The sequence below is a fragment of the Mesorhizobium sp. P2_E7 genome, assembly GCF_056403855.1.
On the sequence record NZ_JBFUER010000010.1, the window covers coordinates 22,902 to 47,509 of the forward strand.

Here is a 24,608-nt window from a genome sequence, read left to right on the forward strand (position 1 = left end):
CGCGTTATACATATTGAGGCCGGATAGCGTCTTGAAACCGGCAACCTCAAATGGCTCCGACTCTTCAACTGGGCATACCATAACCATACATTTTGCCCCCCTGAAACCAACTCCCATCTGCCGTTAATCGGTTTTCGATCCGATCACTTGCGTGCAACCCTCAGTTATATTATGGTTATCTAATAATTAACGCAACAAAAAAATGAACGGGGCTCAGGAGTAGACGGGGAATATAACTAAGTAAAACTTTAATAAAAAAACTAGCGTTGGGGTGGGGTGTCATGTCTGTTTGTAGAATTCAGCGCGGGCGCATGAAGAAAGCCAAGCGCGCGTTTGCCACTCGCCGGGTCGCGGCCTCGCACATGCGAACGCTCATCACCGGATCCTTGCAACCTGTGGCGGGCGATCTCGTCCTGGCTCGCGTCGACAAACTCGGCAATCACAGCAGATTGGAGCTGATCAACGGGAGAAAGGCGATCATGTTTCCCGGGGATGAGATAATCATCTGCTATGGAAACAGATACGCGCCGGACCAGTTCGAAGCCGTTATAGGTCCCGATCTTGGGCCATGTGACTTGGTGGCGGGGGGAGGCATCGCGGCGTGTGAGCTTTCCAGACACGATCGAATGCTTGCGCCAACGAAGATTACCCCTCTCGGACTGATTGGCGACAAATTCGGTCGCCGGTTGAATGTGTGGGATTACAAGGTCAGCTCGGACGACCTTCGCCCCTCTCTGCCGATTGTGCTGTCGCTCGGAACATCGATGAACGCGGGAAAGACATTGACGGCGACATCGTTGGTGAGAGGTTTCAAAAGAGCGGGGCTGAAGGTGGCCGCCCTGAAGATTACCGGAACCGGGTCCGGCGGCGACACCTGGATCGTACGGGATGCGGGCGCTGACATCGTTCTTGATTTCACCGACGCCGGGTTTGCAACCACCTATCTTGCCCCGGTGGAACTGATCGAAAAGGGCGCTTTCCGGCTGCTGAACCACGCAGCCGAAAACGGATGCGACGTTGCTGTCATCGAGATTGCCGACGGGCTGCAGCAGAAGGAAACGTCCGAGCTAATTCTGGCGGAATCGTTTCGCAGCATGGCTCTTGGCACCATATTCGCTTCCTACGACGCGATGGGTGCGAAATATGGCGTCGATACTTTGCGCGCTGCCGGCCACAAGGTGCTGGCCATCAGCGGTAGAATTGGCCGCTCGCCGCTTGGGGTGAGAGAGGCTGAGGAAGCTACCGGGCTGCATTGCTATTCCCCGTGGGATCTGCAGGACGGCGCGCTCGGTCCTGTGCTGAGAGCCTGCGCCGCAGAAAAGCTGTCCAATGGACAGAGCAACAACCCGTACCTGCGGCGCATTGCGGCATCGTCGGAGGCAGCCATGCCGATCGGCGTGGATCGAGTCCATTCTCACCAACTCCGGATTGACTTCTTGGCAAAGGTCGCGCGCGAGTTGATTGTTGCCGAGCTGGGAGAAGTAAATGGAAATGGCAGCTTGGTGATGTGGCCCAGTCCGTTCGGAGGCATTTTGGTCACTCTGCCTGAGCGGCCTTCTCAGGGTGCTGTCCCAACATTCATGTCGGTGCAGGCGCCCGCGGAACTAATAGAGGCAGCAGTGCTGGCAAAAAGCCGGGGTGCCCTCAAGGCGTCGCTCGGCGGTATCGTGCAGGCACTTGGCTGCCCTCCGCTGCCGGCCGCCCGGATGTCCAACCTGCTGAACGAAACTTGGTCGATGTTTGAGGCAGCCGATCACCATGATCGGCCTCTGCAAAACGCGCTTGAGGCGCCGCCGTTGGATGCTCATGACGACATTGATGCGGTGATCATGAATTTCTCTGGACTGTTCAATGAGCATGCCGATCAGTACTCTCCCCTCGGACGTGCGTGAAAGACGGTGCCGCGATGAACACACGAGGCAGGCGTCGGTATAGCGGCCCCCTCAGCGAAATGTGGAGAAAGTCGATACCCGGCCTTGCGGCGCTGGTGGTATTCAGCGTGTTTATCAATGCCCTGCGGTTTACAGGGCCACTTTATCTCATACAAATATTCGACCGGGTCATTTCCAGCCGCAGTGTGGAAACCCTTGTTATTCTGACCCTGGCTGCCTTGCTCGCCCTGGTAGCCGGAGTCGCACTGGAAACCATTCGCCGCCGCATGCTTTCGCGCTGGAGCGTATGGATCGAGCATCAGTTGACCAGCCAGTCCGTGAAAGCCGGATTGACGTCAGGCGTCGCCAATCCGCCGCTGCTGGCCAGCATCGAGAAAGTCGCGGGCTTTGTTGAGCGCGGGCTATCTGCCTGGCTGGACGTCGTTTGGGCACCGATTTTCCTGTTGTGCGTGTACTTCATCCATCCGGTTCTCTTTCTGATCGCAGTAGCAGCCACAGTTTTGCTGATTGGCTTAAGCCTGTTGAAAGAGAATTTCACGCGAGAGCCGCGCCAGGCGGAACGTGATGCCGTCAAGCAGGCAAAAGAGGTGTTGGTCTCGGCGGACAGACACAGAGACGTTGTCAGCGCGTTCGCAATGGCCGACGCGATTGCTGGTCGCTGGGGCAGGAACCGAGTGGACGGCTTCTTGCAGCGAGATCGGCTTAACGCCCGCGGATCGAGCCTCGATGCTGCGATCCGGGTACTGAACCGTAGCCTCTACATTATTCTGCTGGCCTCCGGCATATGGCTGTTCCTGCAAGACCAGGCGTCCCTCGGCGGGATATTTGCAGCCCGACTCATCGCCAATTTTGCCTACAGGATGGTGGACAAGGCGGTTGGAGAACTCAGGGGCCTCAGGGAAGCGCGGGAAGGATACGCAAAGATCAAGGCGGATCTGGCCAAGCCGTCGGACGAGGACCCGTCGTTGCTGCCCGGAACTCCGCGCGGCACGTTGATTCTCGATGAAGTTACGTTCAGGCACGCGGGATCGCGAGAAGACGTATTCAGGAGACTGTCGCTTTCGTTGGCGCCAGGCGAGTTGCTATTGGTCATCGGGCGCGCAGCCACCGGCAAGACAACGTTCTCCCGCCTCCTGATAGGCCTGCTGAAGCCACGAACCGGACAGATCCGCCTGGGAGACATGAACGTCACCCGGCTTCCGGATTATATCAGAGCCGAGTCCATTGGCTATTTGCCACAGCAGGTCGAACTGTTCGTGGGAACCGTCGCGCAGAATATCGCCCGGTTTCAACAAAGCTCCATCGACGATGTGGTTTCCGCGGCAAAAATTGCCGGAATCCACCAGGTTATCCTGCGCTTGAGCCAGGGCTATGACACAGTGCTTGACGACACGGTCGGACTGTCCGGCAGCGAACGGAAACGAATTGCGCTTGCAAGGGCGCTGTTTCGCGCACCGAGACTTATCGTTCTCGACGAGCCCTTCGCCAATTTTGACAGCTCATCGAGAAGGACGCTGGAAGCGGCGGTGAAGGTCATGAAGGGGTCTGGATCCTCGGTAATCATTACCATGTCGGGACAGACCAACCGTCTTGCCGGATTGGTCGACCGGACCCTGATCCTGGGCGGCCGAACGCCTGAGCTCTCCGATCCTACGGAACGCCCGGTTCGTCCCGCAAAAACTGAGTTGCGGAGCGTAAAGTGACAGTCCCGCTCGCCGTTGGCGCCAAGCAACCCGGAGACGAACCTGCGCCTTTTGGCAAGGGCTTCATTGTTCTCGGTTTCGCGATAATCACCATTTTTTCGACCCTGACCGGCATGTGGCTTGTTGCTGCTCCGATCCAGGGCGCCGTTCTGGCCAACGGGTTGGTGGAGGCAGCCTCAAACGTAAAGACGGTGCAGCATCTCGAGGGCGGGATCGTATCCGAGATATTGATTCAGGAGGGCGATCGCGTATTGCCAAATCAGGTTCTGGTACGGCTGCAGAGCACTGCTTCGACGGCCGCTGCGAACGAAATCAAGGCGCAATGGTACGAGGCGAAAGCCACCGAGGCACGGTTGATCGCCGAGAGAGATGGCAAGGACTCAATCGAAATTTCGTCAGAGTTGAAGGAGCCCGGTGCGGCCGAAGCTGTTTCCGGCCAGGAGAGTGTCTTTCGAACACGTCAGACCCTGCTCCGAGAGCGACTTTCCCTGCTGCAGCAAACGACCGGGAGCCTGCAGAAGGAGATAGAGGGCTATGAAGGGCAGGTGGCTGCGGCCACTCGGAAACTGGAGTTGATCGAGGAACAGCTGGGCGATGTTCGCGCCCTGTATGAAAAGAAGTTGGTGGTAAGAACGCGCCTGACAGATTTGGAGACTGAAAAGGCGGATGTGGGAGGCGACCTCAGCGGCTATATCGCGTCAATTGGCGTTGCCAGGCAAAAAATGGAGGAGACGAAATTCAAGGTTGCTGAACTTAGCGCATCCACGGCAGCCGACATTGTCGCTGAGCTTGGGGTGGTACGCGCCAAGATATATGAATCCGCTCAACGAATAGCCGCTGCCGATGACGTGAAGACACGAACCGAGATCCGCGCCCCCATCGGAGGCACCATAGTGGGGCTCAAGATTCACACCATTGGCGGGGTGATAGCAGCGGGCGATCCACTGATGGATATCGTGCCCCTTGGGGACAACTTCGTCGTGATTGCCAACGTCGACCCGCTCGACGTCGACCAGGTGAAAGTGGGGTTGCACGCGACCATCTGGCTCAGCGCTGTGGGCAGGCGGTATCAGCAGCCCATGAACGGTGATGTTCGCACCCTTTCAGCAGACCGGCTGGTGGATCCACGGACCGGTCAGGCATTTTATGCGGCTCGCATCGTTCTGACACCTCAGTCCTTGAAGGCAACGCCGGTAGCGTTGCAGGCTGGAATGAGCACGCAGGTCATGATCGAGACCGGGGCGAGGTCGGCGTGGGAATATCTCAGCGCTCCTGTCTACGCCGCCATGGGACGAGCTCTTCGCGAATAGACCGAGCGTCGGGTCTACGGCGGCTTCGTCAGGCTGGTAATGCGAGTGAGCCGCCGGCGCCGCTTGGCGGTCAATCCGTCCAGTTCGCGAGCAGCGTGGCGGTGCTGGCAAGGGCGATCTGCTGCGGCATTCGCGGCAACAGAAGGTCTATGGTCGCCTTGTGGGATTCCAGCGACCCACTGGTCACGGCATCCTTCACCACGATTATCCGGTACCCTCTGTCGATGGCGTCGAAGACCGTCGCGAGCACGCAGACATCTGTCTCCACGCCGGTGACGACCAGTGTATCGACATTGCGGGCGACGAGCCGGTCCGCCAGCCCACTGACGCCGAACATTGAGTAGGTCGGCTTGTCCAGAGTTTCTGCCTGGCGCGCCAACACGGCAAGCGGCTCGATCACGTCGACCAGGCCGGGGTCGCTCGACCATGCTTGCACTATTCCCGACCAGTGCTGGTAGTAGCTACGCCAGTTGCCTTCGGCCGCGTCGGGCGTTTCAGGCACGGTGAAGCGCGCGAAGATCGTGCGGCCGGGCTTGGCCTCGATGATCCTGGCGATATTGGGCACAATGTCGGCCAGCGTCGGTGTATGCCATTCCGTTTTTTCAGCGAACAGGCGCTGCATGTCGATGCACAGATGAACGGCATTGGGGCCGATGCGTAAGGTTTCGGTCATGCCGCCGCCTCGAGCGGAACAGTATGCAAAGGCGACCATGTCAGTTCCACAACGTCGCCAACCGAATGCGGCCTGGCATCGCTGTTCTGGGCGAAGATCTTGAAGCTGAGCCCGTCGAAGGCCGCCTCGTAGGTCAGTGCCGTTCCCGCATAGACCGATGACGATATCGTTGCGCTGACGCGGTTGCTGCGATCGGTGTCTTTGCCACCACGTGCCGCGTCCCTGATGACAATCTTTTCCGGCCGCACCGCGACAGTCGCTTCGCTTCCCGTGGCGGGCAGCGGTGCGTCGACGGCCACGGTCGATCCGTTGGCAAGCCTGATGCCGCCTGCAACGACCGTGCCAGTGAGGAAATTCGTGTCGCCCAGAAATTCCGCCGCGAAACGGGTCTTCGGCCGCTCGTAGACCTCTGTCGGCGCGCCGATCTGCACGATGCGGCCGCGGTCCAGGATCGCCACCTTGTCCGACAGCGTCAGCGCCTCTTCCTGATCGTGGGTGACGAAGATGGTGGTCAGGCCGCTTTCCTTCTGGATGCGGATCAGCTCCACCTGCATCTCCTGGCGCAATCGGCGGTCGAGCGCGGAAAGCGGCTCATCCAGCAGAAGCACGCTCGGCTTGGTGACGATCGCCCTGGCCAGCGCCACACGCTGCTGCTGGCCGCCCGACAATTGCTTGGGTTTGCGGTCGCCGAAACCGGGCAGGCGCACAAGCTCGAGCGCGCGCTCGACCTGCTTGCGCGACTCCTCGCCCTTGATGCCACGGCGCGCCAGCCCGAACGCCACGTTTTCGTTCACCGTCATATGCGGGAATAGCGCGTAGGACTGGAACACCATGCCGATGTTGCGCGCCCAGACCGGGGTGCGCGTGACATCGTTGCCGCCGATCGCGACATTGCCCTGATCCGGGATGATGAACCCGGCGATGATGCGCAGCAGCGTGGTTTTGCCTGACCCGGATGGTCCGAGCAGGCTGGTGAAGGACCCTTGCGTGAAGTCCGTGGAAATGTCGGTGAGGACGGGAACCGAGCCGTAATTCTTGGCGATCGAACGGACTTCAACGTTTGTCACTGACGCCTCCCGGCTTTGCGAACAGGGCGAAGATCACGATGACCGCCATCGAACCGACCAAAAGGATGGTCGAGATGGCGTTGATCTCCGGGGTGAAACCCTTGCGGATTGCCGAATAGATCTGCACCGGCAGGGTCGAGAATCCGGGCGTGGCAAGGAAGTACGAGATGACGAACTGGTCGAGCGAGACGGCGAAGGCAAACAGCGCAGCACCCAGAATGCTTGGATAGAGCAGCGGCAAGGTGATCGAGAAGAAGGCGTGTACCGGCGTCGAACCGAGGCTCATCGCCGCTTCCTCGAGATCGGCGCGCACGGTCTGGAAACCCGTGCCGACGACCAGCACCACATAGGGGATGGCGAGCGCGACATGGCCGATCAGCAGCGCGTGCAGGCCGCGGCCGATGCCGCTGTAGAAGAAGAACACCAGCATCGCCGTCCCGGTGATCAGCCAGGGAATGGCGATCGGTGGCAGCAGCATCAGCTGAAGCAGCGTTTTGCCGCGAAAGGTTCGCCGCGACAGCGCGACGGAAGCCATCGTGCCGAGCACCGTGGCGATGATCGACGTGGCGACCGCGATCCAGATGCTGTTGATGCCGGAATTGACGAGCGGAGCGTTGCCGGCAAGCGCCTGATACCAGCGGGTCGAGAAGCTGAACGGCAGTTCGTAGAGCGGGGATTCGTTGAACCCCATCGCCATCATCACCAGGATCGGCAGATAGAGGAAGGCGAGGATGGCGGCGATGTAGAAGCGGGCGGCGATCTTCATCTTGGCATCCTCACAAGGCCGTGCCGCGGCGCAGCACGCCGGAGAAGGTGGCGAAGATGCCGAGGACGACGGCAAGCATGGTGAAGGACAGCGCGGCGCCGAGCGGCCAGTTGAAGGCTTGCGTGAACTGGTCCTCGATCACCGTGCCCATGGTAACGCCGACGCGGCCGCCCAGGATTCTCGGTTCCATGAACGAGCCGATTACCGGTACGAAGATCAGGACCGATCCTGAGATCAGGCCAGGCGCGGCCATAGGCAGCAGGATCTTCCAAAGGATCGTCCACCAGCGCGCGCCAAGGCTGCTGGCGGCTTCGACGATGGTGTTGTCGATGGTCACCAGCGCGATGTAGCAGGTCAGGATCATGTAGGGCAGATAGCCATGCACCAGGCCGACCACGACAGCCTGCCGCGTGTAGAGGAATCCGACCGACCCGGCGCCGGGCCAGACCGAATGGATCGCATAGTCGAGAAAGCCGCCTTCGCGCAGCACCATGGTCCAGGAAAACACGCGCACGAGACCGTTCGTCCAGAACGGCAGCAGCACCAGGATCAGCAGGGTCTCGCGCACCTTGCCCTCGGTGGCGCGCACCAGCGCCAGGGCGGCAAAGAAGCCCAACACCGCGCAGAAAAACGTCGTCCAGAAGCCCATCAGCAGGGATTGCCAGGCAACGCCGAGCAGATAGGGTTGATCGACAAAGGCCCGGTATTGCTTGAACGTGAAGGCGATCGGGGCCTTGCCCATCGGCGTCGCGGTCAGGAAACTGAACGCGAACATGGTGCAGAGCGGCAGGAACACCGCAAGCGTCAGCCAGCCATAGGTCGGCACCAGCAACGCAGCCGTCGACGCCCATGGCGGCAACGGCCTGCGCGAGCCGCCAGGCTCGCGCAGTTGGGTGGAACCGGCAGGATCAAGCGGCATAGAATGCCTTGACCTCTTGCCAGATGTTGTTGAACGCCTCGCGCCGATCGTCCGGCAGAGCCGACTGCAGCGTCATGGTCTTGAGGTACTCAGGCTTGTGGATAAGCCGATTCAGGTCGTCCGCGGGAAGCTTTTCCATAGCCGCGGAGTTGGCCGAAGCGGGGGCGCCGACCTTGGTCGCCCACTCGACATAGAATCCCGGGTCGATCATGTAGTCGATAAAGGCGAATCCCGCGTCTTGCTTGGTGCTGGTCGCCGGAACCGACAGGCTGTCCAGCCAGCCGATCCCGCCTTCCTTGGGCACCACAAATTCGACCGGCAGCTTGCTGATGCGCCTGGAGCGGACGGATGCCCCGGACCAATAGACGGAAAGGTCGAACTCCTTGGCCGCGAAAGACTTGTTCCACTGGTCCTCGCTCGACCACAAAAGCTTGACGTTCGGCTTGAACGCCTTGAGCTTCTCGGTGACGGCGGCGAGGTCGGTGGGGTTGTTCATATCCTGACCGGACAGCAGCGCGCCGATGGCGATCCCCGTTACGGCATCGTCGAAGAGCGCCACGCGGCCTTTATGCGACGGATCTGAGAGCGCCGCGTAGCTGTCGGGCTTTGCATCGCCTTCTCGGGTGGCGAGCGCGGTGATACCCCAGACCCAAGGCACACCATAGACCTTGCCGGCAGTGTTGAGGTTCGGATGATTGCGCAGCTCAGGCGACAGGCCGCCGGCGTTCTGGAGCTTGCTGAAGTCGATCTCCGTAAGCAGATCCTCGCCGGCCGCCTGTTGGGAACGCGCGCTGTTGATCAGCACAACGTCGTAGACGCCGGGATTGGTTCTCAGCTTGGTCAGCATTTCCGCTTCCGAGCTGAAATAGTCGTGCACCACCTCAATTCCGGTTTTTTCGGTGAAGGCCTTCACCGCCCAGGCCTCGTCGGTGCCGTAGCCCTGCCAGTTCAGAACCGTTATGCTGGTCGCGGCCCGTGCCAGCCTCGGCCGAGCCAAACCGGCCGCTGCGGCAGCGCCCATGATCGTCAGAAAACTGCGTCGTGTCTGTTGCATGTTCTTCTCCCATTTTTGTTAGTGTACAAACAAACTTCGAGATGGCTTAATTGTCAAGTGATCTCTAATTCGCCCACTGCCGCCCGCTCCGCTCATCATCGACCCAACGGAAATGTCACATGCTCAAAAACGCCAATGTGCCCGCCAAAAGTGCCTGGAACACGTGGTCGGAACGGCCGGGCGAGATGGTGTTCCTGCCGCTCGGCGCACGCATCACGCCAGTGCTGTTCTCGTCGGGGGCGCGCAAGGCGACAACCATCCGCCCGCCCGCCGAAATTCGCTTCGGACGCCACGGCCTCCATGGCGAGGCCATCGATTTCGAGACCACGCATGGCGGCACGCGGCTCGAATTCTCCTACGCGAAACGCGATCCCTTCTGCATCGAAGGAAGCTGGTCGGTGCGTGAAAAGCAGGAGTGGGGTCTGCGCTACTGGGTCGTGATTTGCCTGTCGGCTGAGAATGGGGAAGAGGTCACCTACAGCCATGAAGATGGCGCCGCGACCCTGGCCGTCGGACAGCGATACGTGTCGTTGGTTTCGCGCGACGCACCGGTCCAGGTGACCGGTCACGACAGCATCGAAGCCCTGGTCGCCGACATGGACGCCAACGGTTATTTCGATCTCTCGAGCCGTTCGAATTCGGCAAAGGTGATCGCGCTGCGCTTCAATCTCGAAATGATGCCCCAGGCCCGGTTTGCCGCGGCGGTGGCCGACAGCCGTGCGCTTGCGGTGAAGACAGCGAAGGGAGCGTTGGTGACAGACGCGGCATCCACCGCGCCGCTTCACACCGGGCGCAACGAGGGCGCGCTCGACGCGGTCCGCGACGTGATCGGCTGGAACACGCTTTATGACCGCATCAATGCCCGCCCTTACACCGCGATCAGCCGCATCTGGAATCTCGGCGGCTTCGCCGTCTGGTTCAACGACCAGACGTTCGCGGCGCTGATGGCCGGTCTTTTCGATCCGTCGCTGGCACGTGAAAATTTCCACGTCGCCATGGCCAGCGCGACCCCGCAGGGCAATTTCGCCTGCTTGCTGACCTCGCGCGATTCCTGGGTCGACCGCAGCCAGGCGCCGCACGGCGCCTTTATCACGTGGACGATGTATCTGCGCAGCCGGGACCGGTCGTTGCTCGAAAACGCCTACGGCCCATTGCTGCGCAACAATCGATGGTGGCGAGCCAGCCGCGATCCGGACGGGCGCGGTCTGGTTTCCTGCGGCACCTCGGATGTTGGCGACGCCCTCTACAAGGGCACGGCTTTCGGCGCGCGGAACGAAACCGGCATGGACAATTCCGCAACGCATGATGAGGCGGTCTACGATCCCGTCACACGCTCGCTTTCGACGTTTGACGTCGGGCTCAACTGCGCGCTGGCGCTCGACACCGAAATGCTGGGAAGGATTGCCCGCGAGCTCGGCTACGTCGACGATGCCGCAAGCTTCGAGACGCTCGCGCAGGATACGCGCGACAAGATCCGGACCGAATTGTGGGATGAGGCGCGCGGGCTGTTCGCCAACCGGCAGCGCAACGGCGGCTTCGTCTCCAGCGTCGGTCCGACAAGTTTCTATCCGCTGCTGTGTGGCGCAGCCAGCGAGGCGCAGGCAGCCCGGCTTCTCGACTACCTCGCCGATCCCGTGACATTCGGCGGGCAGTTCGTTCTGCCCAATGCCTCGCGCAACGATCCCGCCTACAAGGAAAACGTCTATTGGCGCGGGCGCATCTGGGCCAATGTCAACTTTTTCGTCTGGCAAGGACTGCGCCGTTATGGGTTCGAGCAGGAGGCGGCCGAGCTTGCTCGCAAAAGCCTTGCCATGTTCGAGCAGTCCTGGACGACCGCGCGGCTTTGCGGTGAGAACTACAATGCCGAAACCGGCGAGATCGTCGATCAAGGCGACGCCGATCCTTTCTACACCTGGGGCGCCATGCTGCCGCTCCTCGGCGTCTGCCAGGTCATGGACATCGGCCCGTGGCATGGATGGGAGTTGGCAAATAATGGCGAAGCGGTGCGGCTGGGGCCGCTGTCGAGCCCCGCCGGTGATGTCGTTGTCACGGTCGAAGCGGGGACGCTCACGCTCTCGGCCAGGGGCGCTGTGCTGTTTTCCACCGATTGCAGGGGCCGCATCAGCCAGATTGTCGTGGAACGTGGGCTGCTGTCGGTCCGTTTCCCGGAGGGCTGCTCGGGCAGCTTCCGGCTCGGGCCGGACATGGCCGCGCGCCTGGTGTCAGCGCGCCTCGATGGGCAGGAGATCGCGACGGTGCTCGACGACGGGTGCCGCGTCATGGATTTGTCGGGGGCAGGGGCCGGCGCACGCCTTGACTGCCACCTCTCACTAACCCCGTGAGCGGCAAATTGCTTGACGGGCCCGAATGGTTTCGCAAGCCGGGGCCGGATTTCTGGCCGGCGGTCTTCTGGTTCTGGCACCGCATTCCGAGCGCATCGGAAATTCGCCGGCAGCTGGCGGATATCAGCGAAAAAGGCGTCGGCACGGTGATGATCCAGGCGCGCCGCGCACTTGCGCTCGAATCCTATCTGTCGCCTGCGTATATGGATGCGTATCGCGATGCGGCCGCCGAGGCCCAGCGGCTGGGCCTCAGGGTCACCATCTATGACGAGTATGGCTGGATGTCGGGCCATGGCGGAGGACGCACCGTCAATGGTGCAGATCATCTGCGCGAGCGCCATCTGTTCTGGACGAGCGGGGTCGTGCAGGGCGCGCGCACCGAACTCACGATTTCAAACATCCACTCACCGTTTCTCGATTTCCTCGGCGAGGCCGGCCGCACCTGGTGCTACGAGGACGGCGTGCCGCGCTGGCGTGACTGGCAAGTCGTGCTGGCCGTCTCGCACCCGGACGACCAGTCGGCGATTGCGGCCGAAAGCGCCGTCTGGCCGGTAACGGGCACCATCAACATCGAGCAAACCGGTGATGCCGCGTGCCGCATCGTGATCGAGCATGATGGCGCCGTTGCGGCTGGCAGCGCTGTCACCGTCTTTGCATCGGCGCGCTGCCTGACCTCCCGGCTCATCAACTATCTCCTGCCGGAAGCGGCGCAACGCTTCGCCGACACCGTCTATGCGCCGCTGCTGGACGCCGCCGGTGGCGCGGCGGACGGCTTCTTCTTCGACCATCCCTATGCCGGCTTCCACGTTTGGGACGAGCACCATGGCAATCTCGGCAACAGCCTGCTCTGGGACGCCGCCGACCCGGCCGACGCCATGCAATTGCTGTCGCTGCTGCGCGACGTCGGTCCGCACACGGCCGCGCTGCGGGCCGGCTTCTTCGAAGCCTATGGAAGGCGCTTGCATGACGCCTTCTTCGGAACTCTGTCGCGCTGGGCAGCCGAGCGCGGCGTCGGCTTTACCGGACACGAACTTCTGACCCATGTCGGCGCCTGGGGACTGCACGCCGGCCTCAAGGGATTCGATCCGCGCAGCATGCCGGGCGTCGACTATTTCGGCATCGACGCCTATCGCAGCACGACGGCGGTCGACGCAGCCGACTATGCGCCGCAGCTTTCCGCCAAGCTTGGCGACAGCGTGGCGCGGGCGCATGGCCGCCGGCGCTGCATGATCGAACAATATTCGACCGGGCGGGAGACCGGCGCGACGGGCCTTGCCGGCCAATGGGGTCTGACGGCCGAGCGGTTTCGCGCGCAAGCGATCCGCCACATGTTGTTTGGCGCGCGGCAGATCCTGCTGCACGCCTGTAACGTCACCGATGGCGACAAGGGCGACGGGCTGCTCAGCGCCCGTTTCGACTTTCCGCCGGCCTTCAACTTCGAGCCGTGGTGGCAGGATTGCCCGGCGATCTTCGCCGAACTGGCGCGGCTCTCGGCCTTTCTGGAGGATGGCGAAGCGCTGCGGCCAGTGGCGCTTTTCTATCCGCTCGAGACGATCCGTGCAGAGGCGATGGTGTCGGCCTGCGGAGACCATTTCGGCTGGTGGGCGGAGGCGCTGGCGCGCGCCGGTATCGGCTATGACATTGTCGACGAGCGCATGCTCGGCACAGTGCTGGGTGGAAAGCCGCGCTACGCGACGCTGGTGCTGCCTGCTGTGACGACGCTCGCCTCAGCTGACACGGCCGAGACCATCGCCGCTTTCGTGCGAAATGGCGGCCGGCTGCTGGCGACCGGCCCGCTGCCGCACAAGACCAGAATGAAAGGCGAGGAGCCGTCCTGCGCCGCGCCTTTGACCAGCGTTGCTGCGGGTGGGCGTGTCGTGCATCTGCCGGATGCGGCACAGCAAGATATCGCCCGCCTTGTGGCGGCCGAGCCGCGTCCGCTGCCCGCCATCAGCTTCGAAGATGGTCCTTCCTGGAGTTCGGTGTCGCGGTGCGGCGACAGCTGGCGGCTGGCAGCGTTCAACGACCAGGCGACCGCGCGGCGGCTCAACATCCGCCTCGCCGAGCCGACACCGGACATCTCGTTGTGGAATCCCGACACGGGTGAAGTGGCCGTCGCGCCATGCACGATGGTCGACGGAACACTGACCCTCGATGTTGGTGCCCAGCGTCTGGTGTGTCTGTCGATCCGGAATGGCGACCCGGCATCGAACAGCGCGGTCGATGCCGGAGGGCATCACCACACGGCGCATGCTGATGTGCCGGCGCCGATCGTCCTTTCCGATGGCTGGACGCTGGAGATCGACGGCGGTGGACCGATTTCGATTGCGGTCGATCACGGATGGGAGGCTCAGGGCCATGCCACTTTCGCCGGCACCGGAGTCTACCGCCGGCGCATAAACCTGCCTGAACTCGCCGACGGTCTCGTCTGGCATCTGCTGCTGCCGGGTCTGCATGAGACCGCGGAGCTTTGGCTCGACGGCGCGTTTGTAGGCCGGCATGTCGCGGGAGAAGCGCGCTTCGCCCTGCCTGTCTCGCGGGGCGAGGTGGCAGTCGAGCTTCGCGTCAGGAACACGGCGGCAAATCGTTATTATGCAGGCACGCCCTTTTGGGACGGCACGCCCCTGCCCTCGGGACTGACTGCGGCACCATGTCTCTGCGCCGGTCGCCAGAGCTTGGTTGCCAATCCAGGAGCAGCCACTGAAACTGCATCGCGTTGGGGAACCGAATGAGAATTCGCGCATGAACATCGAGGGTGCCTGCGATCCACGCTTTGCCGGTGTGCGCGACGCGTTTGCTACGGGTTTCGCGCAAGGGCTGGAGCATGGCGGCGGCGTGTCGGTCGTGGTCCATGGCAGGACCGTCGTTGATCTGTGGGGCGGTCATGCCGATGCCGCGCGCACTCGTCCATGGCGGCAGGACACGCTGGTCAATGTCTGGTCCTGCACCAAGGGCGTTGTGGCCTTGGCCATCGCCATGTTGGCGGAGCGCGGCAAGCTCGATTATGCCGCCCCCGTTGCGCGCTACTGGCCGGAATTCGCGGCCGGCGGCAAGGAGCGCATCACGCTCGATCAGGTGATGTCGCATCAGGCCGGGCTGAACGGTCTCGCCGTGCCGATGGACGAGGCTGGGCTGCTGGCATGGACGCCCTTTGTCGATGCACTTGCCGCCATGTCGCCGCTGTGGGAGCCCGGCAGCCGCTGTGTCTATCACGCCCTTACCTACGGCCACCTTGCCGGCGAAGTGCTGCGCCGCGTCGATGGACGAAGCATGGGCCGCTTCATCGCGGATGAGATCGCAGGCCCGCTTGGCGCCGATTTTCATGTCGGTCTGCCGGCCAGCGAGGATGCCAGGGCCGCCGAGATGATTGAAGGTCCAAAGACTTCGGACTGGGTCGAGTTCGTCCGCGCCTCGCCCTTTCCCCATGCAGGCGATAATCCGGCACCCCGGGCACTGGCGCCCAACGATCGCGCCTGGCGCGCCGCCGAAGTGCCGGGCGGCAATGGCCAGTCGACCGCACACGCGCTGGCGCGCATCTGCGGCATGATGGCGGCCGGCGGCGTTTGGGAGGGCAAGTCTCTGATCGGCTCTACCGCAATCGAAGAAGCAGCAAGACCTCGCATTCGCGGCATGGACGACAGCTTCGCGTTGCCGACAGCCTTTGCCGCCGGCTACCAGATGGAGGATCCCACCTATGCCGGGCGCGCGTCGCCGCAAACGTTCGGCCACAGCGGCTGGGGCGGCGCCATCGGCTTTGCCGATCCTGCCGCCGGTGTCGGCTTCGGCTATGTCACCAACCGTATGCTCGGTTTCGACGACATGGACCCGCGCCGCAAGGGTGTGATCGACGCCGTCTACGACGCGCTTTGATGCGAGCCATCGAGGGGAATTTTCCCGCCTCGGCGGCACGTCTCGATCTGATGGGCTCGAAAGCCTTTCCGGGCGGCGCGGTGGGCGCAGATCTGTCGGGCGGCGCCAACCGTCCGACTCGCAATTTGGACTTATGCAAACTAATTTCGGACTTCAGATTATATATAGTCCGGGTTTGGCTCGGTATCTTGGCATCATCCACAACGAAGGAGATTGCCATGAAGACCGCTTTTGTCACCGGAACCTCGTCGGGCTACGGCCTCGCAACCGCCAGGCTTTTTCACGCTGAAGGCTGGAACGTCATCGCCGCCATGCGCACGCCGCGCGAGGATGTGCTGCCCAAATCCGACCGCATCCATATCGTGCCGCTCGACGTCACCAATACCGACAGCATCAAGGCAGCGGTCGAAGCGGCCGGCCCGATCGATGTGCTGGTCAACAATGCCGGCATCGGCATGTTCGGCGCCTTCGAGGCGACGTCGATGGACACGGCGCGCCAGATTTTCGAGACCAACACCTTCGGTGTCATGGCCATGATCCAGGCGGTGATCCCGCAGTTTCGCGCCCGCCGTTCGGGCACGCTCATCAATGTCACCTCCAGCGCCGTGCTGGCGCCGATGCCGCTGGTTGCCATCTACACCGCCAGCAAGACGGCCATTGACGGCTTCACTGCCTCGCTTGCCAACGAGCTCAATCATTTCGGCATTCGCGTGAAAATGGTTCAGCCGGGCTACGGGCCGACGACGGCTTTCTCCCGCGACGCCGCATCCTACATCGAGCGCTTCATTCCCGAAGCCTATGCCGCCTATGCCGGCGAAATCTTCGCGGAGATGACCCGGCCGATGGCGCACACCGTGCCTGAAGACGTTGCCGAAATCGTCTGGAAGGCCATGCACGATGTGTCAGCCACGATCAGCTTTCCCGCCGGACCCGATGCGGTGGCGTTGAGCCAGGCACGGTGTGCGGCGGCTGCCTAGTTCCGTCGGCGTGTCTGCCGCGCTGGCGACGTTCTCGCCAAGGTGCGGCAGAGGCTCATTGCCGCGGTTGCCGAGCCGCTGCCCGCTTGGGTTCTCGGCCTGAACGCAGAAGTTTCTCTTCCTTGTCGCTCACCAAAGAGCGAATTCCTGTGAACACCAGGGTGATGGCCTCGTCGCGTCCGATATCGTCGGCGACCGCCTTGCGCAGCCAGAGCCCGTCGAGCAGGGCAGCGATGATCAAGCTCGCCTCGTGCAGGCGCGCGGCATCGAACATCCCACCAAACACCGAGGCCAGGTTGGAGCGCAGCCGTCGGTGGAACACGCGTTGGAGGCGGGCATATTGCTCGTTCACGCCGGCTTCGGCGCAGACGGATATCCAGGCGCTGGCGATGGGACGGGTGAAAGCCTGCGCGGGAAAGTTGCCCTCGACGATCGCTTCCAGCCGCGCCCAATGGGTCTGGGCTGCAGTCAGCCGCGCGATGACGTCTTCCATCAGCAGGCGGTTGTTGTAGCGCACCATGCCGAACAGGACTTCGTCCTTGCCCTTGAAATAGTAGGCGAGAATGCCCGGCGACATGCCAGCCTCGCCGCATATGCGGGCCGAGGTCATGCCTTGCAGCCCATGCTCAAGGAACACGCGATGCGCGGCCGCGATCAACTCGACGCGCCTTATGTCTTCGATTCTGGTTCGCTTGCCGTGAGTCGCCATTTCCCTTTCTACCAAATAAGATTTTTGTATGCTCATACAAGATTCTGTATTGACATATAGCACGGACGCCATAGCGTTGGCTGGCAGTCGTCTCATCAAGAAAATGGGGAACCAAGAATGCGTACGACAGTCATCTTTGCCTTGCTTTCGGGGTTGATCGCTTCGCCCGCCATCGCCGCTGATGCGGCGCAGTGCCAGAAGGTCCGCATGGCGGATCTTGGCTGGACTGACATTGCGCTTACCAACACCACCGCCGAGGTCATCCTCGACGCCCTGGGCTACGACGCCTCGCAGACCTTGCTCGGCCTCGGCGTCGCCTATTCGGCGCTGAAGGAAAACGACATGGATGTGTTTCTCGGCAACTGGCGGCCGGTCCAGGACGAGGAGTACAAATCCTACTTCGATGAGGGATCGGTCGAAGTGCTGGGCGTCAACCTCGAGGGCGCCAAATACACGCTCGCCGTTCCGCAATATGTTGCCGACCAGGGGGTCAAAAGCTTCGATGATCTCGCCGCGCACGCCGACAAATTCGGCAGCAAGATCTATGGCATCGAGGCGGGCTCGAACAAGCCCTTGCTCGACATGGTGGCGGCCAACCGCCATGGGCTCGGCGAGTGGCAGATCATCGAGTCCAGCGAGGCGGCAATGCTGACGCAGGTCGCAAACTCGGTGGCGGACAAGGGCTGGGTCGTGTTCCTGGGTTGGGAACCGCATCCGATGAACCTCGACTACAAGATCACCTATTTGTCGGGCGGGGATATCGAGTTCGGCCCGAATTTCGGCGGCGCCACGGTCCGCACCATCGCCCGCAAGGGCTTTTCGACGGAATGCCCCAACGCGGCCAAGCTGTTTGCCAATCTGGCCTTCGATCTCACTTACGAAAACTACGGCATGCGGATGATCCTGGGGGAGGGAAAGTCCGCCGACGAAGCCGCCCGCGAGATGATCAAGCGCAATCCCGACAAGCTGACGAAATGGCTGGACGGTGTCTCGACCTTTGACGGTCAGCCAGGCCTGCCGGCCGTGAAAAGCGCGCTGGGTCTCTAGATGAGTGAGAGCATGCTGGCCGCCGTGCTGGAGACAGTGGGTCAGCCGCTGCGCATCATGAGCGTGCCGCGGCCGAAACCCGGTCCAGGAGAAATACTGGTCCGCCTGGAAGCCAGCGGCATATGCCATACCGATGTGCATGTCTGGCAGGGCCACGTACGGCCGGCGTCAGGGCAGCTGACGACAATTCTCGGCCATGAGGGCGTGGGCAGGGTGGTTCAACTCGGCGCCGGTGTTTCGGGCTGGCGCCTCGGCGAGCGTGCCGGCGTGGCCTGGCTGCACGACACGTGCGGCCACTGCGACGAATGCCACGCCGAAATGGAGTCTTTCTGCCAGCACCAGCGCGCACACGGCTTCGATGTTGCAGGCACCTTCGCCGAACATGTCGTTGCCGATGCACGCTTTGCCGCGCGCCTGCCGGAGGAGGGCGATGCGGCGGCACTGGCGCCGCTGATGTGCGCGGGCCTGACCGCCTTCGGCGCCGTGCAGCGGGCGGGGGTCAAAGCTGGAGAGATTTGTGCCGTCTTCGGCTGTGGCGGCTTGGGACTCTATGCCATCCAGATCGCCCGGCGGCTTGGCGCTGTGGTCGTCGCCATCGACAAGGATGAAGCCAAGCTTCGTCTAGCAGGCTCGCTTGGCGCCGAGCACACGCTTCTTGCCTCGCCAGAGCTGGCCGACAACTGGCCGGCAAATTTGCGTGCGCATGTCTGCATCAATTTTGCGCCGACGCCGGCAAGCTGGGATGCCATGATTGCGGCGATCCGTCCGCGCGGCAGGATCATCGCCGCGGCCATGGTCTCGCAACCGGTGCCGCTCAACCAGGAGTGGCTGACCGCAAGCGGTGTCTGGATAACTGGGACAAGCGTCGGCACACGCGCGCAGATGCGCGAGCTGATCCAGTTGCATGAGGCGCAGCCCTTCGAGGCCCAGGTCCAGCGCGTCACGCTGGCCGAGGCAACCGACGCATTGGCCCGGCTGAAAGCAGGCAACGCCGAGGGGCGGCAGGCGATCGTCTTTGGTTCCGACAGCTGGTGCTGACATCGGAGCGTCGCGGCGAGCACGTTGGAACGAAGACTGTCGACAATTGACGGCTGGCCATTTGTTTGTAAAAGTCCATTTAATGGTCGATCCGCTTTCCGAAATCATTGAACTGCTCCGGCCTCAGGCCGTGTTCACAAAGGGCATCAGCGGCGCTGGCCGCTGGGGTGTTCGCTATGGCGATTTTGGCCATCCGAGCTTCGCCATCGTGATCGAGGGCGCGTGCCGATTGGCTGTCGACGGGCAACCGGCACTGACACTGGAGGCCGGCGATTTCATCCTGCTGCCGAAGACGCCGGGCTTCACCATGACCGGCTTTGAGCCTGTCATCCCCGAGCTCATCGATCCGCATGTTGCTGCCTTGACGGCGGAAGGCGAGGTTCGCCATGGCGACCAGGATGGTCCGCCAAGCGTGCGCATCCTTGGCGGCTATTTCGTCTTCGACAGCGAGGATTCCGGGCTGCTGGTTTCGCTTCTGCCCGACCAGGTCCATGTCCGCGGCGTCGAGCGCCTGTCGATCATGGTGAAGCTGTTGATCGAGGAGGCCGCCCAACGCCAGTCAGGGCGCGAGCTGGTGCTGACCCGGCTGATCGAGATCCTGCTGGTCGAATCCTTGCGGCTGACGCAGACGCGCACTGCACCCGCCGGACTGCTGCGTGGCCTGGGCGATGTCCGGCTGGCCGAAGCCATCCGGCAGATGCATGCCGATCCGGCTCGTCCCTGGACGATGGCGGAACTGGCAAAGGAAGCAGCACTCTCCCGCTCGGCATTTTTCGACCGCTTCAGCCGCAGCGTCGGCGTGCCGCCGATGGAATATCTGCTGGCCTGGCGCATGGCGCTCGCCAAGGACATGCTGCGCCGGCAGGAGGTCGACATCGCCGACGTCGCCGAGCGCGTCGGCTACGGTTCGGCCAGCACCTTCAGCACCGCCTTCAGCCGCCATGTAGGCCAGTCGCCCGGCCGCTACGCCAAGGCGACGGCGCACTAGCCAGTGATGCGGGCCGCCGCTCGGTAAGCTCTCGATTTTCAGAAGGTTGATGCAGACCGGCTTCTGCCAGTGCCGGGCATCGCATGCCTTTCGGGCCGGCGGCGTTGCCAGAAGGCGGTGTCCCAGCGTGCCGCGGCGGCGTAGTGGGCTTCGAGCGCCGGGACGTAGTCGGCAAAGCCCTGCGCAGCAATCATCGCGTATCGCCTGCGTGCGAGTTCGTCGCGGCCGTCGATCATGTCCGACGCGGCGTAGGCGGCGAGGATGCCTGAGCGCAGCGCGTGCACGATGCCGCGCGACGACAGCGGATCGGCGGCAAACAGGCAGTCGCCCGCCGCGACCCAGCGCTCGCCGGCGGCCGGCTCGATCGTTGCCGTACCCGCCGACTTCACCGTGACAGAGGTTTCGCGCGCGCCATCAGGCAACAGCGGTACGATAAACCGTGTCGCCGCCAATGCGCGGTACCAGGATTTCGGGTCGCGCAACGCGCTGCCGAGGTCAGGATCGGTGAGGCACGCCACCACCCGGCTGCCACAGGGCAGGTCGGCGCTGTACCACCAGCCTTCGGGGCGTGCTTCGATGACCATCCGGCAATCGCCCGGTGCGCGGTCGAAGAAGCGTGTGTAGGCCGCAAGGTGCGCATGCACATGAAGCGTCGCGCTGAAGGATCGTGCCAGCGTCCACCTGCGGCCGGTCGCCCAGATCACGGCGTCCGCGAGGACGTCCCCATCGGCGAGTTCGAGACGCCAGCCCTGGCCTTCACGCACCGCCGAACGCCCCGCGCAGCCGAGCCGAACGTCTACGCCTGCCGCCGCTGCTGCCTCCACCAGCAGCCGGTCGAACCGCGCCCGGTCGAGTTGCCAGCCGGCGCCCTGGGCGGAGAATATGCTGGGCCGCTCGCTCGGCGCATCGTCGGCCCAGGCCGAAACGACCGCGCGGCTCTCTACGAAATTCTCGGCAAGGAACGGTTCCCAGACCCCGAGCTGACGCAGCAGCCCTTGCGCCACCGCCGGCAAAACTTCGCCCGGTTTGGCCCGGTCGTGTCGGCCGGCTTCGAGCAGCACCACGCGCCGTCCGGGCACGTGACGGCACAACGTCAGCGCCGCCGCGGCACCTGCCGGTCCGCCACCGATGACGACGAAATCAGCTTGCTCTGACGGCATAGAAGGACGCCACCACCCCAGCCGGGTTGGTGCTGCCGCCATCGCCTGAATGCGGGATGGTGCGCACCACCGAGCCGACGATCGCCGGCACTTCCAGCCGGTCGGTGCTGTTCGGCCAGACGGGAACGAGCCAGCCTATATAGTCGTAAATCCACTCTTCGCCCCCAACCACGCCCTTGCCCTGGAAGCGGACCTGCATCGGCGAGCCGTAGCCAAAACTGCCGCGCAGATCGAGCGACCATCCAGGACCGCCGATCGTTCCCGAGAGTTCGGTCTGCGATTGCTCCACGATGGTCAGCGTGCCTTCGCCGAACAACAGATCGTTGGCCGCCTTGCTGAGATCGGGATCGTTGAGAAAGCTGCGATAGGTCCAGTTGCCGACAAAGGGATTGGTCATCGTCATTCTCCCGAATCTTCGACGCAGATGTATTTGATGCTGGGCGAGGGCTGATCGAGCCCGCCGCCTGGGTTACGGATCATGAAGCCGAGCTTCGACCATTCGGTCACCATTTTGAGGTCGCCGGCGAGCGTCTGCGGGATGCCGCGTGCCCAGTTGCGGAACTGAGGGTTGGGCTGGGCGGGGTAGTAGACCTGCATCGGCCGGTGCGCCGGCCACCACAGCGTCTCCCACACGCGCCGTTCGCGCTCCATCAGCGTGTTGCCGACGCTGTCTGGGTAGAGAACGTTCCACTCCTCATAGGTGACGTCGATGGTCTGGGTCGAGCATTCGTTGAAATCGGCCTGCCATGGTAGCCCGCTGAGCTTGGTCAGATCGCCCGGCTGCAGACCGATGTCGAAATCGCTGGTGAGCGACAGCGGGTCGGAGGCATAGGCGATGTAGCCTTCTTCGCTTAGGGGGGTGTCCCAATTGTTGGCGTTCTCCTGCGCAGCGGTCAGCGCGAAGGTATACCATTCGGGGTCGGCCTTGATCCGGTACGGCTCGCGCCAGATTGCCGGATTGCGGATGATCCAGGTCACTTCGCCGCCCGGGCAGAAGGCGCCGCCAAGTCCGTTCGACAGCACGCCCTGGTCGAGGCCGCGTCCGCCCGGCACATTCCAGTCCTTGTAGGGCTGCCACGGGTCGATTGCCGGCGCAAAACCGGCGTCGACCTCGTCGATGAAGATGCCCGCCGCCCACTGCCGCAGCAGGAACAGTTGCGTATCGGTCAGCCGCAGGAATTTGCTGACCGTCTTGTTGGTGATCGGATTGTCGCCGGCCAGCAGCGGCATCAGCGGCAAATGATAGGTGCGCGTCGCCGGATTGGCCTCAAGCTGGAACAGGTTTTCCTCGCCGGGTTTACGCAGCAAGTCGAACAGATACTGCCGCGCGGCTCTGCCGGGATCGGTGGTGGCGTCCTTGGCGGCGGCGGCAAGCGCGCGGTCGAACAGTTGGCCGGAGCGATACTCGAACGCCAGCCGCCGCAGCGCTACTTCGATCGGTTCGTCCGGATCGGTGGTGCGGTCAGGTTCGCCCGGCTCCTGCCGTGAAGAAGACCGCGCAAGTTCGAGCATTGATTCCAGTGGCGGTGCGATAGAAGCTGCGACGCGCTCGATCACGCCCGTGACCGCGGCGTCGAAAGCACCGAGCGCCTCGGCATAGGCTGGGTCGGCCACCCTGTCGTTGTCGACGAAAATCTTTTGCCAGCGCTGGGCATAGGTGCGCGGCATTTCGCCATCGCCGGGCGGGCAGACCGCAGTTGCGAAAGCCGCTGCGGCCACCTTGAGCGTCTCGCCGGCTTCGCCGACCACGGCATCCTTGGCCGCACCCGGCGCCTGGGTGGCGTCGAGCAGCATCAGGCTCGGCTCGACGGCCACCTCGAGCAGGCGGCCGCTGGCCTGATCGTCCCTGGCGAGGCCTTCTTTCGCCGCCAGCCCGCGCGGCGCGACGCGTGGCGGGATGCACAGGCGGTAGGGATCGAACGTGCCCCGGCTCGACTGGTTGTGCGGAAAATTCGATTGCTGGAGGATGTTGGCGAAATACGAGAATTCGTCGGCGCGGAAAATGATCGGCCAGATGTCGCGCCAGAACCACGGACGATAGGCAGGGTTCCACTCGACCGGTCCTGCCTTCCAGTGCAGCAGGGCCCCGGTGTCGGTCGGGTCGATCTTCTGCGGCGCGTTGAATGTTCCTGCCGTGCCGTACATATCGGTGCGATAACCGAATTCGCGGATCGACATATCCTCGACCACGTCTTCCAGCGTGATCATGTCGAGCACTTCCGGCGCGTAGCGCGGATAGCCGACCAGAACCCAGGCCGGATATTCGACATCGATGTAGCGCAGCTTCTGGACGCGCTCTTCCATCATCACCAGCCGCGCCATCACCGGCCCGTCGGAAATATCGTCGAACCAGCCATCGCTGTTGGCGTAGGTCTCGATGCGCGGATGGCCGAAGCCGGAGAGGAACGAGCCGCTGTTGCCGTGTCCGCCGAGCACCAGCAGTCGCCCGGCATCGTCGGTCATCATGTCGCCCAGCGTGTCGATGTCGTTGGGCGCCATGCCGGTCGGCGGGAAGGTGACGGCATAGGCCGGATTGGTGGCTCGCCCGAAGCTCGCCTTGCGCCGCTTCTTGCAATCGACGGCTTGCGGGCCGGCGTCGATGACCAGCTTCTGCCGCTCGATCGGATCGGTGACATCGGGGTTGCGCAGCGGTGTGCCGTCGGGGTAGCCGGCTTCGCCGCGCAGTCCGTCGAAGGTAAACCAGGCCGCCTTCTTGTTGGCGAGTTGCACCCGCCACTGGATATCGACCAGCTTGCCTCTGTTGCCGCCGCCCTCGACATGGTCGTCGATCTTCAGCGCAACGCCGTCCGGATTGTCTGTGTCATAGGCGAAGATCTGGAAGCGCGCCGCCTGGCGCTTGATGCGGCCCTTACTGTCCTTGAAATGCTTGATCGGCGCATCGCCCTTGGCGGCATTGCCGTTGGCGTCGCATTCGATCGGCATCTGTGCCGGCTTTTCCGGCGAGATGCAGAAGGCTTCGGGGCTGTCGCCGAGCCGGGCGATGCCGACCGCCGGGTGGATGCGATAGATCGATGGGTCGGCCATGTGATTCCCCCTGTGCCGGCGCCGGCCTCTGGAGCAATTCCAGGAAAA

At 63.0% G+C, this 24,608-nt stretch carries 19 protein-coding genes; 10 read left to right on the forward strand and 9 right to left on the reverse strand.

The features are described 5' to 3' along the window. Positions 1–311: 311 nt before the first annotated feature. Genes AC1DYC_RS29435 through AC1DYC_RS29445 form a run of 3 tightly spaced genes read left to right on the forward strand, consistent with a single transcriptional unit; the run spans position 312 to position 4,905 of the window. On the forward strand, positions 312–1,892 hold the full coding sequence (locus AC1DYC_RS29435) for a hypothetical protein (RefSeq protein ID WP_477411196.1): 1,581 nt from the start codon (positions 312–314) through the stop codon (positions 1,890–1,892). Then, positions 1,889–3,595 carry an ATP-binding cassette domain-containing protein gene (locus AC1DYC_RS29440; RefSeq protein ID WP_477411197.1) on the forward strand — a complete coding sequence of 569 codons (1,707 nt, stop codon included), beginning with the start codon at positions 1,889–1,891 and terminating at the stop codon, positions 3,593–3,595. The genes AC1DYC_RS29435 and AC1DYC_RS29440 overlap by 4 nt, the downstream gene beginning before the upstream one ends. Then, complete coding sequence (locus tag AC1DYC_RS29445) at positions 3,592–4,905, forward strand: HlyD family type I secretion periplasmic adaptor subunit (protein ID WP_477411198.1); 1,314 nt, start codon at positions 3,592–3,594, stop codon at positions 4,903–4,905. The genes AC1DYC_RS29440 and AC1DYC_RS29445 overlap by 4 nt, the downstream gene beginning before the upstream one ends. 70 nt (positions 4,906–4,975) lie before the next feature. On the opposite strand, the gene AC1DYC_RS29450 is transcribed toward AC1DYC_RS29445, so the two are convergent. Genes AC1DYC_RS29450 through AC1DYC_RS29470 form a run of 5 tightly spaced genes read right to left on the reverse strand, consistent with a single transcriptional unit; the run spans position 4,976 to position 9,351 of the window. Continuing rightward, positions 4,976–5,578 carry a cysteine hydrolase family protein gene (locus AC1DYC_RS29450; protein ID WP_477411199.1) on the reverse strand — a complete coding sequence of 201 codons (603 nt, stop codon included), beginning with the start codon at positions 5,576–5,578 and terminating at the stop codon, positions 4,976–4,978. Continuing rightward, the gene (locus AC1DYC_RS29455; RefSeq protein WP_477411200.1) at positions 5,575–6,645 is read right to left on the reverse strand and encodes an ABC transporter ATP-binding protein; all 1,071 of its coding nucleotides are present in this window, start codon (positions 6,643–6,645) and stop codon (positions 5,575–5,577) included. Before AC1DYC_RS29455 ends, AC1DYC_RS29450 begins: the two co-directional genes overlap by 4 nt. Beyond that, positions 6,632–7,411, reverse strand: a complete 780-nt coding sequence (locus AC1DYC_RS29460; RefSeq protein ID WP_181061074.1) for an ABC transporter permease — start codon at positions 7,409–7,411, stop codon at positions 6,632–6,634. Before AC1DYC_RS29460 ends, AC1DYC_RS29455 begins: the two co-directional genes overlap by 14 nt. A 10-nt stretch (positions 7,412–7,421) precedes the next feature. Next, the gene (locus tag AC1DYC_RS29465; protein WP_477411201.1) at positions 7,422–8,330 is read right to left on the reverse strand and encodes an ABC transporter permease; all 909 of its coding nucleotides are present in this window, start codon (positions 8,328–8,330) and stop codon (positions 7,422–7,424) included. Further along, positions 8,320–9,351, reverse strand: coding sequence for an ABC transporter substrate-binding protein (locus AC1DYC_RS29470; RefSeq protein ID WP_477302406.1), 1,032 nt, complete (start codon positions 9,349–9,351; stop codon positions 8,320–8,322). The genes AC1DYC_RS29465 and AC1DYC_RS29470 overlap by 11 nt, the downstream gene beginning before the upstream one ends. Before the next feature lie 152 nt (positions 9,352–9,503). Between AC1DYC_RS29470 and AC1DYC_RS29475 the strand changes: the two genes are divergently transcribed. The 4 genes from AC1DYC_RS29475 (at position 9,504) to AC1DYC_RS29490 (ending at position 16,573) form a co-directional block, all read left to right on the forward strand. Next, complete coding sequence (locus AC1DYC_RS29475) at positions 9,504–11,726, forward strand: MGH1-like glycoside hydrolase domain-containing protein (RefSeq protein WP_477411202.1); 2,223 nt, start codon at positions 9,504–9,506, stop codon at positions 11,724–11,726. A gap of 8 nt (positions 11,727–11,734) precedes the next feature. After that, complete coding sequence (locus AC1DYC_RS29480; protein ID WP_477411203.1) at positions 11,735–14,458, forward strand: carbohydrate-binding protein; 2,724 nt, start codon at positions 11,735–11,737, stop codon at positions 14,456–14,458. Between the two features lie 10 nt (positions 14,459–14,468). Further along, the gene (locus AC1DYC_RS29485) at positions 14,469–15,596 is read left to right on the forward strand and encodes a serine hydrolase domain-containing protein (protein WP_477411204.1); all 1,128 of its coding nucleotides are present in this window, start codon (positions 14,469–14,471) and stop codon (positions 15,594–15,596) included. Positions 15,597–15,814: 218 nt separating this feature from the next. Next, positions 15,815–16,573, forward strand: coding sequence for an SDR family oxidoreductase (locus AC1DYC_RS29490; protein ID WP_477411205.1), 759 nt, complete (start codon positions 15,815–15,817; stop codon positions 16,571–16,573). Positions 16,574–16,628: 55 nt separating this feature from the next. Here AC1DYC_RS29490 and betI read toward each other — a convergent pair whose 3' ends face one another. Further along, the gene (gene betI, locus AC1DYC_RS29495; RefSeq protein ID WP_477411206.1) at positions 16,629–17,378 is read right to left on the reverse strand and encodes a transcriptional regulator BetI; all 750 of its coding nucleotides are present in this window, start codon (positions 17,376–17,378) and stop codon (positions 16,629–16,631) included. A gap of 21 nt (positions 17,379–17,399) precedes the next feature. Here betI and choX point away from each other — a divergent pair, with 21 nt between their 5' ends. From choX to AC1DYC_RS29510, 3 genes are all read left to right on the forward strand, one after another. Further along, the gene (gene choX / locus AC1DYC_RS29500; RefSeq protein WP_477411207.1) at positions 17,400–18,329 is read left to right on the forward strand and encodes a choline ABC transporter substrate-binding protein; all 930 of its coding nucleotides are present in this window, start codon (positions 17,400–17,402) and stop codon (positions 18,327–18,329) included. Next, the gene (locus AC1DYC_RS29505; protein ID WP_477411208.1) at positions 18,330–19,367 is read left to right on the forward strand and encodes an alcohol dehydrogenase catalytic domain-containing protein; all 1,038 of its coding nucleotides are present in this window, start codon (positions 18,330–18,332) and stop codon (positions 19,365–19,367) included. 82 nt (positions 19,368–19,449) lie between these two features. Beyond that, positions 19,450–20,355 carry an AraC family transcriptional regulator gene (locus AC1DYC_RS29510; RefSeq protein ID WP_477411209.1) on the forward strand — a complete coding sequence of 302 codons (906 nt, stop codon included), beginning with the start codon at positions 19,450–19,452 and terminating at the stop codon, positions 20,353–20,355. A gap of 38 nt (positions 20,356–20,393) precedes the next feature. On the opposite strand, the gene AC1DYC_RS29515 is transcribed toward AC1DYC_RS29510, so the two are convergent. The 3 genes from AC1DYC_RS29515 to AC1DYC_RS29525 are packed head-to-tail and all read right to left on the reverse strand — an operon-like array spanning position 20,394 to position 24,560. After that, positions 20,394–21,515, reverse strand: coding sequence for an NAD(P)/FAD-dependent oxidoreductase (locus AC1DYC_RS29515; RefSeq protein ID WP_477411210.1), 1,122 nt, complete (start codon positions 21,513–21,515; stop codon positions 20,394–20,396). After that, entirely contained in the window at positions 21,496–21,912 is a 417-nt protein-coding gene (locus AC1DYC_RS29520; RefSeq protein WP_477411211.1) for a hypothetical protein, read from the reverse strand. Before AC1DYC_RS29520 ends, AC1DYC_RS29515 begins: the two co-directional genes overlap by 20 nt. A 2-nt stretch (positions 21,913–21,914) precedes the next feature. Then, a complete protein-coding gene (locus AC1DYC_RS29525) occupies positions 21,915–24,560 on the reverse strand; it encodes a LodA/GoxA family CTQ-dependent oxidase (protein WP_477411212.1) in 2,646 nt (881 codons plus the stop codon). Positions 24,561–24,608 lie beyond the last annotated feature (48 nt).

Bases quoted from the DNA above. Each gene is read 5' to 3' on its own strand.
- AC1DYC_RS29435 (WP_477411196.1), top strand. From the start codon at position 312: ATGAAGAAAGCCAAGCGCGCGTTTGCCACTCGCCGGGTCGCGGCCTCG.
- AC1DYC_RS29450 (WP_477411199.1), bottom strand. From the start codon at position 5,578: ATGACCGAAACCTTACGCATCGGCCCCAATGCCGTTCATCTGTGCATC.
- AC1DYC_RS29505 (WP_477411208.1), top strand. From the start codon at position 18,330: ATGAGTGAGAGCATGCTGGCCGCCGTGCTGGAGACAGTGGGTCAGCCG.
- AC1DYC_RS29510 (WP_477411209.1), top strand. From the start codon at position 19,450: ATGGTCGATCCGCTTTCCGAAATCATTGAACTGCTCCGGCCTCAGGCC.
- AC1DYC_RS29475 (WP_477411202.1), top strand. From the start codon at position 9,504: ATGCTCAAAAACGCCAATGTGCCCGCCAAAAGTGCCTGGAACACGTGG.
- betI (WP_477411206.1), bottom strand. From the start codon at position 17,378: ATGAGACGACTGCCAGCCAACGCTATGGCGTCCGTGCTATATGTCAAT.
- AC1DYC_RS29465 (WP_477411201.1), bottom strand. From the start codon at position 8,330: ATGCCGCTTGATCCTGCCGGTTCCACCCAACTGCGCGAGCCTGGCGGC.
- AC1DYC_RS29525 (WP_477411212.1), bottom strand. From the start codon at position 24,560: ATGGCCGACCCATCGATCTATCGCATCCACCCGGCGGTCGGCATCGCC.
- AC1DYC_RS29520 (WP_477411211.1), bottom strand. From the start codon at position 21,912: ATGACCAATCCCTTTGTCGGCAACTGGACCTATCGCAGCTTTCTCAAC.
- AC1DYC_RS29485 (WP_477411204.1), top strand. From the start codon at position 14,469: ATGAACATCGAGGGTGCCTGCGATCCACGCTTTGCCGGTGTGCGCGAC.
- AC1DYC_RS29460 (WP_181061074.1), bottom strand. From the start codon at position 7,411: ATGAAGATCGCCGCCCGCTTCTACATCGCCGCCATCCTCGCCTTCCTC.
- AC1DYC_RS29515 (WP_477411210.1), bottom strand. From the start codon at position 21,515: ATGCCGTCAGAGCAAGCTGATTTCGTCGTCATCGGTGGCGGACCGGCA.
- AC1DYC_RS29470 (WP_477302406.1), bottom strand. From the start codon at position 9,351: ATGGGCGCTGCCGCAGCGGCCGGTTTGGCTCGGCCGAGGCTGGCACGG.
- AC1DYC_RS29490 (WP_477411205.1), top strand. From the start codon at position 15,815: ATGAAGACCGCTTTTGTCACCGGAACCTCGTCGGGCTACGGCCTCGCA.
- choX (WP_477411207.1), top strand. From the start codon at position 17,400: ATGCGTACGACAGTCATCTTTGCCTTGCTTTCGGGGTTGATCGCTTCG.